This is a genomic window from Dryocola sharpae (genome assembly GCF_051307055.1).
Taxonomy (GTDB): domain Bacteria; phylum Pseudomonadota; class Gammaproteobacteria; order Enterobacterales; family Enterobacteriaceae; genus Dryocola.
This window is the reverse complement of sequence record NZ_CP149994.1, coordinates 1,279,910-1,296,241: the sequence shown is the minus strand read 5'-3', so window position 1 is coordinate 1,296,241 and position 16,332 is coordinate 1,279,910. Positions and strand designations below refer to the sequence as shown.

The window sequence follows — 16,332 nt, the reverse complement described above, 5'->3', positions numbered from 1 at the left end:
TGAGGCCAGCCTCCCCACGGGGGAAGCCAGCGCTCAGGTTTTGCCTGCCGAAGCAGTAACAATCCGTTTTTATTAAGCCTTGCGGCTTTCTTTACGCACTCGCTCGATGTGAATGGCGAGGAACATAATTTCTTCTGTGGTCAGCTCGCGCTGATATTCAACGACCAGATGCCGGTTAATCTTTTCAGCGCAGCGCCAGGCGTGCGGATAGTTATCTTTCACCGCCGCGTGCAGCGTCGCATCATCATCTGCCACTACGTTACGGCTCAGCATCCGCTGGGCGAAAAACTTCAAATGGGTGACGAAGCGCTGATAGCTCAGGCTCTCTTCGTCATACTCAAGCGTAAGCTGATACTTAACGATCTGCAGAATCTCCTGCATCACGCGTGTCACATGCATCACTTCGGGCATTTCGCTATTAAGCTGGGCGGTGACAAGGTGCAGCGCGATAAAACCTGCTTCATCCTCCGCCAGCCGCACGCCAAGACGCTTTTCGATAATGTCCAGCGCCTCCTGCCCCAGCAAAAACTCTTTTGGATAAAGGCGCCTGATTTCCCACAGCAGCACGTTGCGGATAGCCACCCCTTTCTTTTGCCGCTCTATGGCAAAGTGGCAGTGGTCCGTCAGCGAAACGTACAGGCTCTCCTGCAGCTTGCCCAAACGCTGGCGCGAGAGGTCGATAATGCGATCGCAGGTGGTCATGACCTCCAGCGGAATTTGGTTAAGCAACTCGCTTAAGCGCGCCACCAGCTCATCGCTTTGCAGGGCGAAAACTTTTTCGATCTTATCCCGGTCCAGCGTATCTCCGACGTGTTTCTGAAAGCCCAGCCCACGTCCCATTACCACCTGTTCGCGCCGTTGCTCGTCCAGAATCACCACTACGTTGTTGTTTAATATTTTGGCGATTTTCATGGCTACCCCAGAAACAAAAAAACCTGACTTCCGGCCAGGGCCAGAAAATCAGGTTTTGCCTGCCATAGGCAGTAACAATCCAACTAAATGAACTTACCATAAAAGCTATATCATTCAAGCCACCAGGATAGAAAGCGTGACGGTGCTCTCTTCCTCAATGGACTATTTGAGCGCGGAACGTCCGGCAAATAGCTGGCGATACTGCTCCTCAAACTGTGATGCATTCCACTCGCCGTCAAAAATCGTCCACGTAATATAACCTCTGTTTAACCAGCCCGTGTCGGTATCCGTGTCCACCGGCGTCAGCACTTTCTCGCTCATGATTTGCTGGGCATTACCGTTCGGCAGGATTTTGTAGTAGTGCTGTGGAACAGGGTTGCGCTCGTTTTCAACAAACTTCATGCCGTGAATATCGTTTTTTGCCAGCGGAGGGTAGTTAATACTTAACCCCGATCCGGCAGGCAACACCGCCTTTCCCGGCCGCCAGTTCTTCGCCAGCGTATCGACCAGGCCCGCTACATAGTCAACGGAATCAGCCCAGTATTTGTGGGTAGAAGGCCAGCCTGCCTGCATCTCTTCTTCGCTAAGGATGTAGCCGATGCTGGCGGCTATCGCCGGATAACCGTAGCGGACCGCACGCGCTGCCGCGCCAATAGTGCCGGAATTAAGCTGCGCCACGCCGGTATTTGGGCCGTCGTTTACGCCGGAGATAACCAGATCCACAGGCTGCTCTTTAAGGATGCCGAGCAGGCCGAAATCAACGGAATCCGCGGGCGTGCCCGGGAAGCAGTAGCGTTTTTCAGCGACCTTTTTCACCTCAAAAATCTTATTCGGCTTAAAGGTTATCGCCGATCCGATACCGCTTTGGTTTGTTGCCGGCGCCACCATCCACACATCGTAGCCTTTTGCTGTGAGCTTATCCTGCAGGGAGGTGGTGCCCACGGATTCGCAGCCGTCGTCGTTGACCAGCAGGATTCGCATTGCCCGTTCCGCCGCCTGGGCTCCGCCTGCGGTTAATAGCGCAACCAGCGCCAGGGTGAGTTGCTTTTGCATTATTTCGACTCCCTGTTAATAAGAGATCGGAACTAATTAAATTTATATTCCACGTTTACCGCCGCACCTGTGCCTTTAGCTTGATGAATGGTTCGTTTATCAACCGCAAGCGACGGCTTTTTTCGCAGTTAATATCGCCCGCAGATAAAAAAGAGTCGGCGCTAACATTTTCTTATTAGTGGATTCCTTTACAACATCACGTAATAAAAAATAAATTTCATTGCCGAAAACAGGCGCCCTGCGCCGCTGGCATAGGTTATTAAAAACAAAAAAACCTAATTCTTACAGGCGAGTATAGAGCCGTTAAGAATTAGGTTTTGCCTGTTTATACAGTAACAATCCCGTTTTTAATTTGCCTGCACATCCTAACACCGGGATTATTTATTATCCAGCATGAAACCAAAGCAACTCATCAAACTGTGAGTAATTTAACAGTAGACGGCAATTTCTTTTCTATTTGTAATAAATAAGTTGAACCTGACGCAGGTTAAATAACGATAAGGGGTTATTTATTATCCTTTCCGTTAATTATAACGCGCCTATGGCGCGGGCAATATCAGACGAGGTTTTATACGTGCGGATTTCCGCAAATAAATCCGTCGCCTCAGCGTATTCTTTTCGCAGATAGCCCAGCCACTGCTTGATGCGTGCCACGTGATACATGCCGGTATCGCCCTGCTTTTCGAGCTGGCTGTATTTTTGCAGCAGCTTTACCACTTCCGTCCAGGGCATGCGCGGTTCATTATATTTGATGACCCGGCTCAGATTCGGCACGTTTAGCGCCCCGCGGCCGATCATGACTGAATCACAGCCCGTAGCGGCGAGACAATCCTGCGCGCTTTGCCAGTCCCAGATTTCGCCGTTAGCGATTACCGGAATGGACAGCCGCTGGCGGATTTCGCCGATGGCCGCCCAGTTGATCAGCTCTGCTTTATAACCATCTTCTTTCGTGCGCCCGTGGACAACAAGTTCCGTAGCGCCTGCCTGCTGCACGGCATCGGCAATTTCAAATTGTCTGGCGCCACTGTCCCAGCCGAGGCGTATTTTGACCGTCACCGGCAACGCCGCAGGCACCGCTTCACGCATGGCTTTTGCGCCACGATAGATAAGCTCGGGATCTTTGAGGAGCGTTGCGCCACCGCCGCTGCCGTTAACCAGTTTCGACGGGCAGCCGCAGTTGAGATCGACGCCCCAGGAACCGAGCTCAACGGCGCGCGCGGCATTTTCTGCCAGCCATTGCGAATACTGGCCCAGAAGCTGTACACGCACCAACGTACCCGAAGGCGTGCGGCTGTTATGCAGTAATTCCGGGCAAAGCTTATGGAAGGATTTTACCGGCAAAAGCTGATCGACCACGCGCAGAAATTCGGTGATACACAGGTCGTAGTCGTTCACCTGGGTCAGGAGTTCACGAACTAAAGAGTCGAGAACGCCTTCCATCGGCGCGAGGAGTACACGCATAACGTTTTCCGGTAAAAAAAGAGGCGCTATGTTAGTGCGTAGGGCGGATAAGCGCCAGCGCCATCCGCCGAAAACTGGCGAATGGCGCGTTGCTTACCCGCCCTACGTATAGCACATTAGCCAGATGCGGCAGGCTTGCGAGGCGGACGACGACGGCCGTTTGCCCCAGCGGGTTTAGCTGCGCCATCGCCCTGAGGGCGGGACTGACGACGCGGCGCACCGCTGCGATCGGACGGCGCGCTGCTGTTGCTGTTTCCGCCGCGGCGCTGGCCCTGCCCCTGACCACCGCGTCCGCCGCCACGCTGCTGCTGACGTCCGTTTACGATTGGCTCGGCAGGGATAGAAGGATCCACTTCGTAGCCCGGAATCGCCATGCGCGGGATTTCGCGTTTCAGCAGGCGTTCGATGTCACGCAGCAACTTGTGCTCATCAACACAAACCAGAGACAGCGCTTCGCCGGTTGCCGCAGCGCGGCCGGTACGGCCGATGCGGTGCACGTAATCTTCCGGCACGTTCGGCAGCTCGTAGTTGACAACGTGCGGCAGCTCTTCAATATCCAGGCCGCGAGCCGCGATATCCGTTGCTACCAGCACGCGAATACCACCGCTTTTGAAATCGGCCAGCGCGCGGGTACGAGCGCCCTGGCTCTTGTTGCCATGGATGGCGGCGGCGGTAATACCGTCTTTGTCCAGCTGTTCAGCCAGGTGGTTGGCGCCGTGTTTGGTACGCGTAAAGACCAGCACCTGCTGCCAGTTCCCTTCGCCGATCATCTGCGACAGCAGTTCTCTTTTACGTTTCTTATCAACGAAATGCACGTGCTGGGTAATCTGCTCAGAAGCGGTGTTGCGGCGCGCCACGGAGACCTCTTCCGGATTGTGCAGCAGCTTCTCTGCCAGGCCTTTAATGTCGTCGGAGAACGTGGCGGAGAACAGCAGGTTCTGGCGGCGAGCGGGCAGTTTTGCCAGCACGCGGCGAATGTCGTGAATAAAGCCCATGTCCAGCATACGGTCGGCTTCATCAAGCACCAGGATTTCGACCTGGTCGAGTTTTACGGCGTTCTGATGTTCCAGATCTAACAGACGGCCAGGGGTCGCCACCAGCACGTCGACGCCGCTGCGCAGTTTCATCATCTGCGGGTTAATGCTCACCCCGCCGAAAACCACCAGCGAGCGGAGATTTAAATATTTGCTGTAATCACGCACGTTTTCGCCAATCTGAGCGGCCAGCTCGCGGGTTGGCGTCAGGATCAGGGCGCGCACCGGGCGACGACCTTTAGCGTGCGGCTCCTTGTCGACAAGGCGTTGCAACAGCGGCAGGGTAAAACCTGCGGTTTTGCCGGTGCCGGTCTGGGCGCTGGCCATCAGGTCACGGCCTGCTAATACTACCGGGATCGCCTGGCGCTGGATTGGGGTAGGCTCACGATAGCCCTGCTCTTCCACCGCACGCAGAATATCGGCATTCAGGCCGAGAGAATCAAAAGACATAGGTACTCCAGAATCGCCCTGACCGCCGTTCGCGGTGTAGTTTCCAGGGGTTCATATGACGCCAGTATCCTGGCGAGTAGAGGGGCACAAACCACGGTGCCGTAAGGGGCGCAGTGTAGCAGCTTTTGTGATACTCCGCACAATTTCTCTTTTTACCGGCCTTTCACAGCATAAATACTCGCCGCTGGACATCCTGAGGGTGACGGCTTACGCTTAATCAATCGATTGATTAACTTTTGAAGAGGTCGGTATGAACGCCACGCCGACGCCCGTCACCTCCCGCGGTGAACAGGCTAAAAATACCCTTATCAATGCCGCTATTGCTCAGTTTGGCGAATACGGCCTGCACGCTACCACGCGTGATATCGCCGCCCTTGCCGGGCAAAATATCGCGGCCATCACCTATTATTTCGGCTCAAAAGAAGAGCTTTATATGGCCTCGGCCCGGTGGATTGCGGATTTCATCAGCCACAACTTTGAGCCTCATGTGCAAAGCGCCGAAGCCATTCTTAGCCAGCCCGAGCCGGACAAAGCGCAAATCCGCGAGCTGATTCACACCGCCTGTCGCCATATGATTAGCCTGCTCACCGCCGATGAAACGCTGAACCTGAGCAAATTTATCTCGCGCGAGCAGCTTTCGCCCACGCCCGCCTACCAGCTCATTCACAACCGGGTGATTGCGCCGATGCATGCGCATTTCACAGGCCTGGTAGGCCGTTACACGGGACGCGATCCGTCAGATACCGAAACCATTTTGCACACCCACGCTCTGCTCGGACAGGTGCTTGCCTTCCGCTTAGTGCGCGAGACGATTTTATTACGCACCGGCTGGACAACGTTCGATAAGGCCTGCGTGCAGCAAATCAGCGACGTGGTGCTAAGCCACGTCGATTTCATCCTGCAGGGATTATCTGCTGAGCGAGGAAGAGCGGGCGATGAAAGATAAAAAACCGATTATTGTGGTGACAGTACTTATTGCGCTGCTGGCCGTCTGTGCCGGCGGCTGGCTGTGGTATCAAAGCACGCGGGAGAAACCGCTGACGCTCTACGGCAATGTGGATATTCGCACCGTCAATATGAGCTTTCGCGCGGGCGGGCGCCTTGCCACGCTGAAAGTGGATGAAGGCGACGCAGTTAAGGCCGGAGAAACCCTTGGCGAGCTGGATAAGGGCCCGTATCAGAACGCCCTGCAGCAGGCGGAAGCCAACGTCGCGGCCGCCCAGGCTAAATTCGATCTGGTGATTGCAGGCTACCGCGATGAAGAAATTTCCCAGGCCGCAGCGCAGGTCAATCAGGCCCAGGCCGCTTACGACTATGCGCAGAACTTTTATCAGCGCCAGCAGGGATTGTGGGCCAGACGTGTGGTTTCCGCAAACGATCTGGAAAACGCCCGCTCCGCAAGCAGCCAGGCTAAAGCCACGCTAAAAGCCGCGCAGGACAAGCTCAGCCAGTACCGTTCCGGCAATCGTCCGCAGGAAATCGCGCAGGCGCAGGCCGGCCTGCAACAGGCCAAAGCGCAGCTCGCCCAGGCGCAGCTGGATTTACAGGACACCACGCTTATTGCTCCTTCCGACGGCACGATACTGACCCGCGCCGTAGAGCCTGGCAGCATGCTGAACGCCGGAAGCACGGTGCTGACGCTTTCCCTGACGCGCCCGGTCTGGGTACGCGCCTATGTCAACGAAGCCAGCCTGAGCAAGGCGCAGCCCGGCACGGAAGTGCAGATTTATACCGACGGCCGGCCCGATAAACCTTATCACGGCAAAATAGGATTCGTTTCCCCTACCGCTGAATTCACGCCGAAAACGGTTGAGACGCCCGATCTGCGTACCGATTTAGTCTATCGCCTGCGCATTATCGTCACCGACGCGGACGACTCGCTGCGTCAGGGCATGCCGGTCACCGTCAGTTTTAACGATGGAGAGCGGCATGAGCAGCAGTGAGGGCATCATCCGCCTGCGCGGGCTGATGAAAAGCTTTCCGGGGCTGGAGAAGCCTGCCGTAGCGAGCCTTGACTGTGAAATCCATGCGGGCGAAGTCACCGGCCTGGTTGGGCCGGACGGCGCGGGTAAAACTACATTAATGCGCATGCTGGCGGGCCTGCTTAAACCGACCGAGGGAAATGCGGACGTCATCGGACTGGACCCCGTAAAAGACGACCGTGCCCTGCACGCCGTGCTGGGATACATGCCGCAAAAGTTCGGGCTGTATGAGGATTTAACGGTGATGGAAAACCTCACGCTGTATGCGGATCTGCGCGGCGTGACGGGCAAGGAGCGTGAAACGACGTTTAAACGCCTGCTGGAATTTACCTCCCTTGCGCCGTTCACTTCGCGTCTGGCGGGCAAGCTTTCCGGCGGCATGAAGCAGAAGCTTGGTCTTGCCTGCACGCTGGTCGGTCAGCCAAAAGTGCTGCTGCTTGATGAACCGGGCGTGGGCGTCGATCCTATTTCGCGCCGCGAGCTGTGGCAGATGGTGCACGAGCTGGCGGGCGAAGGAATGCTGATTTTATGGAGCACCTCCTATCTCGACGAAGCCGAACAGTGTCGTGAGGTACTGCTGATGAACGAAGGCGAGCTGCTTTATCACGGCGCGCCAAAGGAGCTGACGCAGAAGATGGCCGGCCGTTCGCTGCTGGTGAGCCACGGCGAAGAAAACAACCGCAAGCTGCTGCAGCGGGCGCTAAAGCTGCCGCAGGTGAGCGACGGGGTGATCCAGGGGCGATCGGTGCGGCTGATCCTCGCCAAAGAGGCCAGTCCTGAAGCGCTGACGGAGGCGTTGAAGCTGCCTTCCGATCGTATCATGCAAACCGAGCCGCGATTTGAAGATGCATTTATCGACCTGCTGGGCGGCGCAGGGGAACAGGAATCGCCGCTCGGTAAAATTCTGCATACCGTGGAAGGCAGCCACGAAGAAACGGTGATTGAAGCCAGACAGCTGACCAAAAAATTTGGCGATTTTGCCGCAACCGACCATGTGGATTTTACCGTACAGCGCGGAGAAATCTTCGGGCTGCTGGGGCCAAACGGCGCGGGGAAATCCACCACCTTTAAAATGATGTGCGGCCTGCTGGTGCCAACCTCCGGCCAGGCGCTGGTGCTGAATATGGATTTAAAAACCAGTTCGGGCAAGGCGCGACAGCGTCTGGGCTATATGGCGCAGAAATTTTCGCTCTACGGCAACCTGACGGTGGAGCAAAACCTGCGCTTCTTCTCCGGCGTGTACGGCCTGCGCGGCAAGCATCAGGAAGCAAAAATCCGCAGCATGAGCGAGGCATTCAACCTCCGGCCAATTTTTAACAGCGCGACGGATTCCCTGCCGCTCGGTTTTAAACAGCGTCTGGCGCTGGCCTGCTCGCTGATGCACGAGCCGGACATACTTTTTCTCGATGAGCCGACCTCGGGCGTTGACCCCATCACCCGCCGCGAATTCTGGCTGCACATCAACAGCATGGTCGAAAAAGGCGTGACGGTAATGGTCACCACGCACTTTATGGACGAGGCGGAATACTGCGACCGTATAGGCCTTGTCTATCGCGGAAAGCTTATCGCCAGCGGCACGCCGGACGATCTTAAACAGCAGGCGGCGAACGATGAGCAAACCGATCCGACCATGGAACAGGCATTTATCACGCTGATACACGAGTGGGATAAGGAGCATGAACATGAGCGAGCATAAGCAAATTGTTTCCTGGCGGCGGGTACGCGCCCTGTGCGTGAAGGAAACGCGGCAGATTGTGCGCGACCCAGGCAGCTGGTTGATTGCCGTCGTGATCCCCCTGCTGCTGCTGTTTATCTTCGGCTATGGGATCAACCTCGACTCCAGCCGTCTGCACGTAGGCGTTCTGCTGGAGCAGCAAAGCGAGGAAGCGCTGGACTTCGCCCATACCATCAGCGCCTCGCCCTATATCCAGCCTACCATCAGCGATAGCCGTCATGAGCTGATTCAGCTTATGCAGGCGGGGAAGATTCGCGGCATGGTGGTTATCCCAACCGACTTTGCGCAGAACATGGCGCGTGCGGGCGCAACCGCGCCGATTCAGGTCATTACCGACGGTAGCGAACCGAACACCGCGAATTTTGTGCAGGGCTACATGGAAGGGATCTGGCAGATCTGGCAACAGCAGCGCGCGGAAGATCGTGGCGAAAGCTTTGAACCGCTGATCGACGTGCAGCTGCGCTACTGGTTTAACCCTGCCGCCATCAGCCAGCATTTTATTATCCCTGGGGCGATAACGATCATCATGACGGTCATCGGCGCGATCCTCACTTCGCTGGTCGTCGCGCGTGAATGGGAGCGCGGCACTATGGAAGCGCTGCTTTCAACCCAGGTTACGCGCACCGAGCTATTACTTTGCAAGCTGCTGCCTTATTACGTGCTCGGCATGCTGGCAATGCTGCTGTGCATGCTGGTTTCGGTCTTTATTCTCGGCGTGCCTTATCGCGGGTCGCTGCTGCTCTTATTTCTTATCACCAGCCTGTTTTTGCTCAGCACGCTCGGCATGGGCCTGCTGATTTCCACTACTACACGCAACCAGTTTAACGCCGCTCAGGTCGCGCTGAACGCCGCGTTTCTGCCGTCAATTATGCTGTCGGGCTTTATCTTTCAGATTGACAGCATGCCCGCGATTATTCGCGCGGTAACCTATGTGATACCCGCACGCTACTTCGTCAGCACGCTGCAAAGCCTTTTTCTGGCGGGGAATATCGCCACGGTGCTGGTGGTCAACGTGCTGTTTTTGGTTGCCTCGGCGGTGATGTTTATCGGCCTGACGGCGCTGAAGACCAAACGTCGTCTTGATTAAGGGAAAGCCATGTTTTATCGACTATGGACCTTGATTCGCAAAGAGCTGCAATCTCTGCTGCGCGAACCTCAGACGCGCGCCATTCTCATCGCGCCGGTCATTCTGCAGGTTGTGCTGTTCCCCTTTGCCGCAACGCTTGAAGTAACCAACGCGACCATTGCGATTTATAACGAGGATAACGGCAGCCATTCCGTGGAGCTGACGCAGCGTTTTGCCCGAGCAAAAGCCTTTAACCACGTGCTGCTGTTAAAGAGCCCGCAGGAAATACAGCCAACCATCGACAACCAAAAGGCGCTGCTGCTGATTCGCTTCCCGGCGGATTTTTCGCGCGATCTGGCAAACAGCCAGCCCGCAAAGCTGCAAATTATTCTGGATGGCCGTAACTCTAACAGCGCCCAGATTGCCGCCAACTATCTGCAGCAGATAGTGAAAAACTATCAGCAGGAGCTGCTCACCGGGCGGCCGTTGCCGAACAACATCGAGCTGGTGGTGCGTAACTGGTATAACCCGAATCTGGATTACAAATGGTTCGTGGTGCCGTCGCTTATCGCCATGATAACCACCATCGGCGTGATGATTGTCACCTCGCTGTCGGTTGCCCGCGAGCGTGAACAGGGAACGCTCGATCAGCTTCTGGTATCGCCGCTGGCTACCTGGCAGATTTTCGTCGGCAAAGCTGTACCCGCGCAGATTGTCGCTATCGGACAGGCCACTATCGTGCTGGGCGTGGGCATCTGGGGCTATCATATCCCCTTCTCCGGATCGGTGCTGCTGTTCTATTTCACGATGCTGATTTACGGGCTGTCTCTGGTAGGCTTTGGGCTGCTTATCTCCGCGCTGTGCTCAACGCAGCAGCAGGCGTTTATCGGGGTTTTTGTCTTTATGATGCCGGCGATCTTGCTTTCGGGTTACGTTTCCCCGGTAGAGAATATGCCGGTGTGGCTGCAGGATATAACCTGGGTAAACCCTATCCGGCATTTCACCGACATTACGAAACAGATTTACCTGAAGGATGCGAGTTTTGACATCGTGTGGGGCAGCGTGTGGCCGCTGCTGGTGATAGCGGCCGTCACGATATCAGCGGCGTACTGGATGTTTCGGCGTAAAGTTGCCTGATTTGTCTTTGGCAAGCAGGGAGTAAACGGCGGGTCCGGCAATCATCACCAGGCCTGCTGCTGCGATAAGCAGATTGCTTTCTACCACGCGGGACAGCAGCCAGAGCGCAATCATCGCCGAGCCGAAATACCAGCTGGTGGTTAACTCCTCCAGGAAGTCGCCGATGTCACGCAGCCTGCCGCTGTGAAAGCGCTGCAGGGCGAACATCACCGCCACCGTTGCCACATAAAGCAGACACAGGCCCACGCCGACCGGGATAAGCGCCTTCATTTTCCAGCCCGCCAGCAGCGCAACCACAACCATAAAATGCAGCATAATCTGCCAACAAGTCAGGCCGGTTGTCACCTGTATGCGCTGTTGCCACTTCATGTTTTTACTCCTGGCATGGTTTATCCTGTCATTGAGAGTACGCCAGTGTACGGAAAATTCCGCAACCCGCCCTCTTTTTGTGACAAAGACTACACTTTATTTACACCAGGAAAACAAAAAGACCGGGAGCGGCATGGCACATCAGACTCCGCGCTTTTCTTTTAAAGTGCTCACGATAAATACACACAAGGGCTTCACCACTTTTAACCGTCGTTTTATTCTGCCGGAGCTTCGGGATGCGGTGCGCACGGTAGCGGCAGATATTGTTTGCCTTCAGGAAGTGATGGGCGCGCACGAGGCTCATTCGGTGCGCTTCGAAAACTGGCCTGAAACCAGCCACTATGAATTTCTGGCCGATACCGTGTGGAACGATTTTGCCTACGGGCGCAACGCCGTTTATCCGGAGGGGCATCACGGCAACGCCGTGCTTTCCCGCTTTCCCATTACCCAGTTTGATAATCGCGATATCTCCGTGGACGGCCATGAAAAGCGGGGCATGCTGCATTGCCAGTTGACCGTGCCGGACCAGAGCGTTTGCGTACACATCATTTGCGTTCACCTTGGGCTGCGCGAAGAACACCGCCAGGCGCAGCTGAATATGCTGTGCGAGCTGGTTAACGGCCTGCCCGAAGGCGATCCCGTGGTCGTTGCCGGAGATTTCAACGACTGGCGGCAAAAAGCGAATCGTTTACTCAAAAAGCAGGCCGGGCTGGACGAAGTGTTTACCCGCGCCTATGGCCGCCCCGCCCGCACTTTCCCGGCAGGCTTGCCGCTGCTGCGCCTGGACAGAATTTACGTCAAACACGCGCATGTCAGCGCGCCTTCGACCCTCAATCTGCGTCACTGGCGTCATCTGTCCGATCATGCTCCGCTCGCCGTGGAGATCCATATATGAAAAATAACTGGCGCGACGGTAACCGCATCGAACTGCTGGAAAATGGCGATGAATTTTTCCCGGCGGTGTTTGAAGCGATCGACAACGCGCGTAATACGGTGATCCTCGAAACCTTTATCTGGTTTGAGGACGATGTCGGCAAACAGCTTCACAAGGTTATTCTGAACGCGGCTAAGCGTGGCGTAAGCGTCGACGTGCTGCTGGATGGCTACGGCTCTCCCGATTTAAGCGATGAGTTTGTCAGCCAGCTCACCAGCGCCGGGGTGAAGTTTCGCTATTACGATCCCCGCCCGCCGCTTTTCGGCATGCGTACCAACGTCTTCCGCCGGATGCACCGCAAGCTGGTGGTGGTGGACGGCCAGCTCGCCTTTGTCGGCGGTATTAACTACTCCGCCGAGCATATGATTAACTACGGCCCGCAGGCGAAGCAGGACTACGCCGTCAGGGTTGAAGGGCCGGTGGTGGATGATATTTCAGGCTTTATAGTCTCTAACCTGCCGGGGCATGAACGCCCGCGCCGCTGGTGGAGCCGCCGCCGTCATCAGGCGCAGGATAACCCGATGCCGGGCGAGGCGCAGGCGCTGTTTGTCTGGCGCGATAACGACCAGCACCGGGACGATATCGAGCGCTACTACCTGAAGATGTTAAGCAACGCGAAGCAGGAAGTGATTATCGCCAACGCCTATTTCTTTCCCGGCTACCGGCTGCTGCACGCCATGCGCAACGCCGCCCGCCGCGGCGTAAAAGTGAAGCTCATTGTTCAGGGCGAGCCGGATATGCCTATCGTGAAAGTAGGCGCCCGCCTGCTCTATAACTATCTGGTAAAAGGCGGCGTCGAAGTCTATGAATACCTGCGCAGGCCGCTGCATGGCAAAGTAGCGCTGATGGACGATCACTGGGCTACCGTCGGCTCCAGCAATCTCGATCCCCTGAGCCTCTCCCTCAACCTGGAAGCGAACCTGATCGTCTACGATATGAATTTCAATCAGCAGCTACGTGACAATCTTAGCCGCCTCATCAGCGAAGACTGTCAGCAGGTGGATGAGACTCTGATCCCCAAACGTACCTGGTGGAACCTGGGCAAAAGCGTGGTGGTGTTCCACTTTTTACGCCACTTCCCCGCCCTGGTGGGCTGGCTGCCCGGGCATACCCCGCGCCTGGCGCTGGTTGAGCCGCCCGTACAGCCTGAAATGGAGACGCAGGACCGGGTCGATTCCGATAACGAGGGAGTAAAACTGTAATGGCTCACTCGCATCCCAAGTGGCGTAAGGCAAAGAAGATCCTTACCTGGCTGTTTTTTATCGCTGTGATTGTGCTGCTGGTGGTCTATGCCCAGAAGGTCGACTGGCAGGAGGTGTGGAAGGTTATCCGCGGCTACAACCGCATCGCGCTTTTCAGCGCCGTGGGATTGGTGATCGTGAGCTATCTGCTCTATGGCTGCTACGATCTGCTGGGGCGGGCCTACTGCGGCCATAAGCTGGCTAAACGCCAGGTAATGCTGGTCTCTTTTATCTGCTACGCCTTTAACCTGACGCTCAGCACCTGGGTCGGCGGGATAGGCATGCGCTACCGGCTCTATTCGCGTCTTGGCCTGCCCGGCAGCACTATCACGCGCATCTTCTCTTTGAGTATTTCCACCAACTGGCTTGGGTACATTCTGCTGGGCGGGGTGATCTTTACCGCCGGCGTCGTGCAACTGCCGGACCACTGGTATATCAATCAGACGACGCTGCGCATTATTGGCATCGCGCTGCTGGCGATCATCGTAATCTATCTGTGGTTCTGCGCTTTTGCCAAACACCGCCATATGACGGTAAAGGGGCAGAAGCTGGTGCTGCCGTCGTTTAAGTTCGCCATTGCGCAGATGGTTATCTCCAGCGCCAACTGGATGGCGATGGGCGCCATTATCTGGCTGCTGCTGGGCCAGGAAGTGAACTACTTCTTCGTGCTGGGGGTGCTGCTGGTGAGCAGTATCGTCGGGGTTATTGTGCATATCCCGGCGGGCATCGGAGTGCTGGAAGCGGTATTTATCGCGCTGCTGGCCGGGGAACACACCAGCCACGGCGCCATTATCGCCGCCCTGCTCGCCTACCGTTTGCTCTACTTTATCGCCCCGCTGCTGCTGGCCATTGTCTGTTATCTGGCGCTGGAAAGCCGGGCGAAAAAGCTGCGGGTGAAGAACGAGAAAAAGATGCGCAAAGAAGAGAAGAACGCCCCTGCTTCGGAGGAAGAGGGGCCGGACCACAAGGTTTCAACCTAACGACGGTTGCCAAAAATACGCAGTAGCATCAGGAACAGGTTGATGAAGTCCAGATAGAGCGTCAGCGCGCCAAGGATGGAATACTTACGCATATTTTGCGTATCGCGCGCGTCAATCTGTTCGCCGATATTTTTCAGCTTCTGCGTGTCGTAGGCGGTGAGGCCCACAAATACAATCACGCCGATGTAGGTCACCGCCCACATCAGGGCGGTGCTTTTCAGCCAGATGTTGACAAGCGAAGCCAGCACGATGCCGATCAGCGCCATAAACAGCATATTACCGAAACCGCTAAGATCGCGTTTGGTGGTGTAGCCATACAGGCTCATGGCGCCAAACATGCCGCCCGCCACCACAAAGGTGCTGGCGATAGACGAATAGGTATAAACGATAAAGATGCTGGATAGGGTCAGGCCCGTCAGCGCCGAGTAAAGCATAAACAGCGTGGTCGCCATGCCTGCGCTCAGCCTTTGCACCATGCCGGAGAGCACAAAAACCAGCGCCAGCTGGGCGATAATCAGCCCGAAGAAAGTGATCTTACTGGAGAAGACAAACTCCATCACCGCCGGGGTATTGGCGGCATACCAGGCAATAAAAGCGGTCAGTAACAGCCCGCAGGTCATCCAGCCGTAAACCTGCGCCATGTATGCCTGCAGGCCGGTACGCGCCTGTTGAACGATTGTGTCATTGGAACGGGGGAATCGATCCATGATGCTACCTCTGTTAATTGCGTTAACCTGACTTCAGGCTGAAAAGCCTACCATGCTTAAGATTAACACAACTCCAACGGCGCGCCTCTTACCAGCGCCCGGCCGCCTGTTTATCGCTATCCCGCGCTTCGACCCAGCGCTCCCCTTCCGGGGTGGCTTCACGCTTCCAGAACGGCGCGCGCGTTTTCAGATAATCCATTATAAATTGCGCCGCGTCGAACGCCGAGCTGCGGTGCGCGCCGGTTACGCCAACGAAGACGATTTCATCGCCTGGCCATAATTCACCGATACGGTGAATGACCGAAACGCGCTGCAAAGGCCAGCGAAGACGAGACTCTGCGACAATTTCCGCCAGCGCTTTTTCCGTCATGCCGGGGTAATGCTCAAGGGTCAGCGCGCTGACGCTCTCGCCCAGGTTATGGTTACGAACCTTGCCGGTAAAGGTGACGACCGCGCCGTCTTCATCACACTGCGATAGCCAGAGGTATTCGTCGCCCACGTTGAAATTTTCGTGGCTGACGCGGATGCGGGTATTTTCCATGCCGTCAGCCTCCGGTAACCGGCGGGAAGAAAGCGACTTCATCGCCGTCCGCCAGAGGATGATCGAAGCTCACCAGCGTTTGATTGACCGCGGCAAGCAGCTTGCCTGACTCCAGCGCCAGCGCCCAGCGGTCGCTTCTGGTTGCCAGTTCGGCACGCAGCTGCTCAACATCGCCGTATGCCGCGCTGAGCTGCAGCCTGTCGCAGTCTACCAGTTCGCGTACCTGGGCAAAAAACAGAACGTTAATCATTGTCGTTCACCTTAAAATCGCCGGATTTGCCGCCGCTTTTCGCCAGCAGGCGTACCGGACCTATCACCATATCTTTTTGCACAGCCTTGCACATATCGTAGATGGTTAAAGCGGCAACCGAGGCGGCCGTCAGCGCCTCCATTTCGACGCCGGTTTTGCCTGTCAGACGGCAGAGGGCTTCAATGCGCACGCGGCTGTGCTCCGGCTCAGCCTGCAGGTTTACTTCCACCTTGCTCAGCATCAGCGGATGGCACAGCGGGATAAGCTCCCAGGTACGTTTCGCTGCCTGAATCCCGGCAATGCGGGCGGTGGCAAAAACGTCGCCTTTGTGGTGGCTGCCCTCAACTATCATGGCGAGCGTTTCAGCGCGCATGGTGACAAAGGCTTCCGCGCGCGCTTCCCGAACGGTTTCAGCCTTAGTGGAAACGTCCACCATATGCGCTTCGCCGGCGGCGTTAATATGGGTCAGTTGCGACATAA

General features: G+C 56.2%; 17 protein-coding genes. 8 read left to right on the top strand and 9 right to left on the bottom strand.

Annotated features, from left to right (window positions below):
* Nucleotides 1–72: 72 nt before the first annotated feature.
* From bglG to rhlE, 4 genes are all read right to left on the bottom strand, one after another.
* Entirely contained in the window at nucleotides 73–912 is an 840-nt protein-coding gene (gene bglG / locus WLO31_RS06170; protein WP_435929616.1) for a transcriptional antiterminator BglG, read from the bottom strand.
* Nucleotides 913–1,074: 162 nt separating this feature from the next.
* The gene (surE, locus tag WLO31_RS06165) at nucleotides 1,075–1,965 is read right to left on the bottom strand and encodes a 5'/3'-nucleotidase SurE (protein WP_435929615.1); all 891 of its coding nucleotides are present in this window, start codon (nucleotides 1,963–1,965) and stop codon (nucleotides 1,075–1,077) included.
* Nucleotides 1,966–2,493: 528 nt separating this feature from the next.
* Nucleotides 2,494–3,426 carry a tRNA dihydrouridine(16) synthase DusC gene (dusC, locus tag WLO31_RS06160; RefSeq protein WP_435929614.1) on the bottom strand — a complete coding sequence of 311 codons (933 nt, stop codon included), beginning with the start codon at nucleotides 3,424–3,426 and terminating at the stop codon, nucleotides 2,494–2,496.
* Between the two features lie 116 nt (nucleotides 3,427–3,542).
* The gene (rhlE, locus tag WLO31_RS06155; RefSeq protein ID WP_435929613.1) at nucleotides 3,543–4,910 is read right to left on the bottom strand and encodes an ATP-dependent RNA helicase RhlE; all 1,368 of its coding nucleotides are present in this window, start codon (nucleotides 4,908–4,910) and stop codon (nucleotides 3,543–3,545) included.
* Between the two features lie 250 nt (nucleotides 4,911–5,160).
* Here rhlE and cecR point away from each other — a divergent pair, with 250 nt between their 5' ends.
* From cecR to WLO31_RS06130, 5 genes are read left to right on the top strand one after another with little or no spacing between them, the layout of a single operon-like run.
* Nucleotides 5,161–5,856, top strand: coding sequence for a transcriptional regulator CecR (cecR, locus tag WLO31_RS06150; RefSeq protein ID WP_435929612.1), 696 nt, complete (start codon nucleotides 5,161–5,163; stop codon nucleotides 5,854–5,856).
* Nucleotides 5,846–6,853, top strand: coding sequence for a secretion protein HlyD (hlyD, locus tag WLO31_RS06145; RefSeq protein WP_435929611.1), 1,008 nt, complete (start codon nucleotides 5,846–5,848; stop codon nucleotides 6,851–6,853). The genes cecR and hlyD overlap by 11 nt, the downstream gene beginning before the upstream one ends.
* Nucleotides 6,840–8,588 carry an ATP-binding cassette domain-containing protein gene (locus tag WLO31_RS06140; protein ID WP_435929610.1) on the top strand — a complete coding sequence of 583 codons (1,749 nt, stop codon included), beginning with the start codon at nucleotides 6,840–6,842 and terminating at the stop codon, nucleotides 8,586–8,588. The genes hlyD and WLO31_RS06140 overlap by 14 nt, the downstream gene beginning before the upstream one ends.
* Nucleotides 8,575–9,714, top strand: coding sequence for an ABC transporter permease (locus WLO31_RS06135; RefSeq protein ID WP_435929609.1), 1,140 nt, complete (start codon nucleotides 8,575–8,577; stop codon nucleotides 9,712–9,714). Before WLO31_RS06140 ends, WLO31_RS06135 begins: the two co-directional genes overlap by 14 nt.
* Before the next feature lie 9 nt (nucleotides 9,715–9,723).
* Nucleotides 9,724–10,830, top strand: coding sequence for an ABC transporter permease (locus tag WLO31_RS06130; RefSeq protein WP_435929608.1), 1,107 nt, complete (start codon nucleotides 9,724–9,726; stop codon nucleotides 10,828–10,830).
* On the opposite strand, the gene WLO31_RS06125 is transcribed toward WLO31_RS06130, so the two are convergent.
* On the bottom strand, nucleotides 10,792–11,199 hold the full coding sequence (locus WLO31_RS06125) for a YbhQ family protein (protein WP_435929607.1): 408 nt from the start codon (nucleotides 11,197–11,199) through the stop codon (nucleotides 10,792–10,794). The genes WLO31_RS06130 and WLO31_RS06125 overlap by 39 nt on opposite strands.
* Nucleotides 11,200–11,332: 133 nt before the next feature.
* Between WLO31_RS06125 and WLO31_RS06120 the strand changes: the two genes are divergently transcribed.
* Genes WLO31_RS06120 through WLO31_RS06110 form a run of 3 tightly spaced genes read left to right on the top strand, consistent with a single transcriptional unit; the run spans nucleotide 11,333 to nucleotide 14,354 of the window.
* Nucleotides 11,333–12,094, top strand: a complete 762-nt coding sequence (locus tag WLO31_RS06120) for an endonuclease/exonuclease/phosphatase family protein (RefSeq protein ID WP_435929606.1) — start codon at nucleotides 11,333–11,335, stop codon at nucleotides 12,092–12,094.
* Nucleotides 12,091–13,335, top strand: coding sequence for a cardiolipin synthase ClsB (clsB, locus tag WLO31_RS06115; RefSeq protein WP_435929605.1), 1,245 nt, complete (start codon nucleotides 12,091–12,093; stop codon nucleotides 13,333–13,335). The genes WLO31_RS06120 and clsB overlap by 4 nt, the downstream gene beginning before the upstream one ends.
* Nucleotides 13,335–14,354 (top strand): lysylphosphatidylglycerol synthase transmembrane domain-containing protein, encoded by a 1,020-nt coding sequence (locus WLO31_RS06110; protein ID WP_435929604.1) that lies wholly within the window; start codon nucleotides 13,335–13,337, stop codon nucleotides 14,352–14,354. The genes clsB and WLO31_RS06110 overlap by 1 nt, the downstream gene beginning before the upstream one ends.
* Here WLO31_RS06110 and WLO31_RS06105 read toward each other — a convergent pair.
* From WLO31_RS06105 to moaC, 4 genes are all read right to left on the bottom strand, one after another.
* Nucleotides 14,351–15,061 carry a Bax inhibitor-1/YccA family protein gene (locus WLO31_RS06105; protein WP_435929603.1) on the bottom strand — a complete coding sequence of 237 codons (711 nt, stop codon included), beginning with the start codon at nucleotides 15,059–15,061 and terminating at the stop codon, nucleotides 14,351–14,353. The genes WLO31_RS06110 and WLO31_RS06105 overlap by 4 nt on opposite strands.
* An 88-nt stretch (nucleotides 15,062–15,149) precedes the next feature.
* Nucleotides 15,150–15,602, bottom strand: coding sequence for a molybdopterin synthase catalytic subunit MoaE (gene moaE / locus WLO31_RS06100; RefSeq protein WP_435929602.1), 453 nt, complete (start codon nucleotides 15,600–15,602; stop codon nucleotides 15,150–15,152).
* Nucleotides 15,603–15,606: 4 nt separating this feature from the next.
* Entirely contained in the window at nucleotides 15,607–15,852 is a 246-nt protein-coding gene (gene moaD, locus WLO31_RS06095; RefSeq protein ID WP_435929601.1) for a molybdopterin synthase sulfur carrier subunit, read from the bottom strand.
* Entirely contained in the window at nucleotides 15,845–16,330 is a 486-nt protein-coding gene (gene moaC / locus WLO31_RS06090; RefSeq protein WP_435929600.1) for a cyclic pyranopterin monophosphate synthase MoaC, read from the bottom strand. The genes moaD and moaC overlap by 8 nt, the downstream gene beginning before the upstream one ends.
* Nucleotides 16,331–16,332 lie beyond the last annotated feature (2 nt).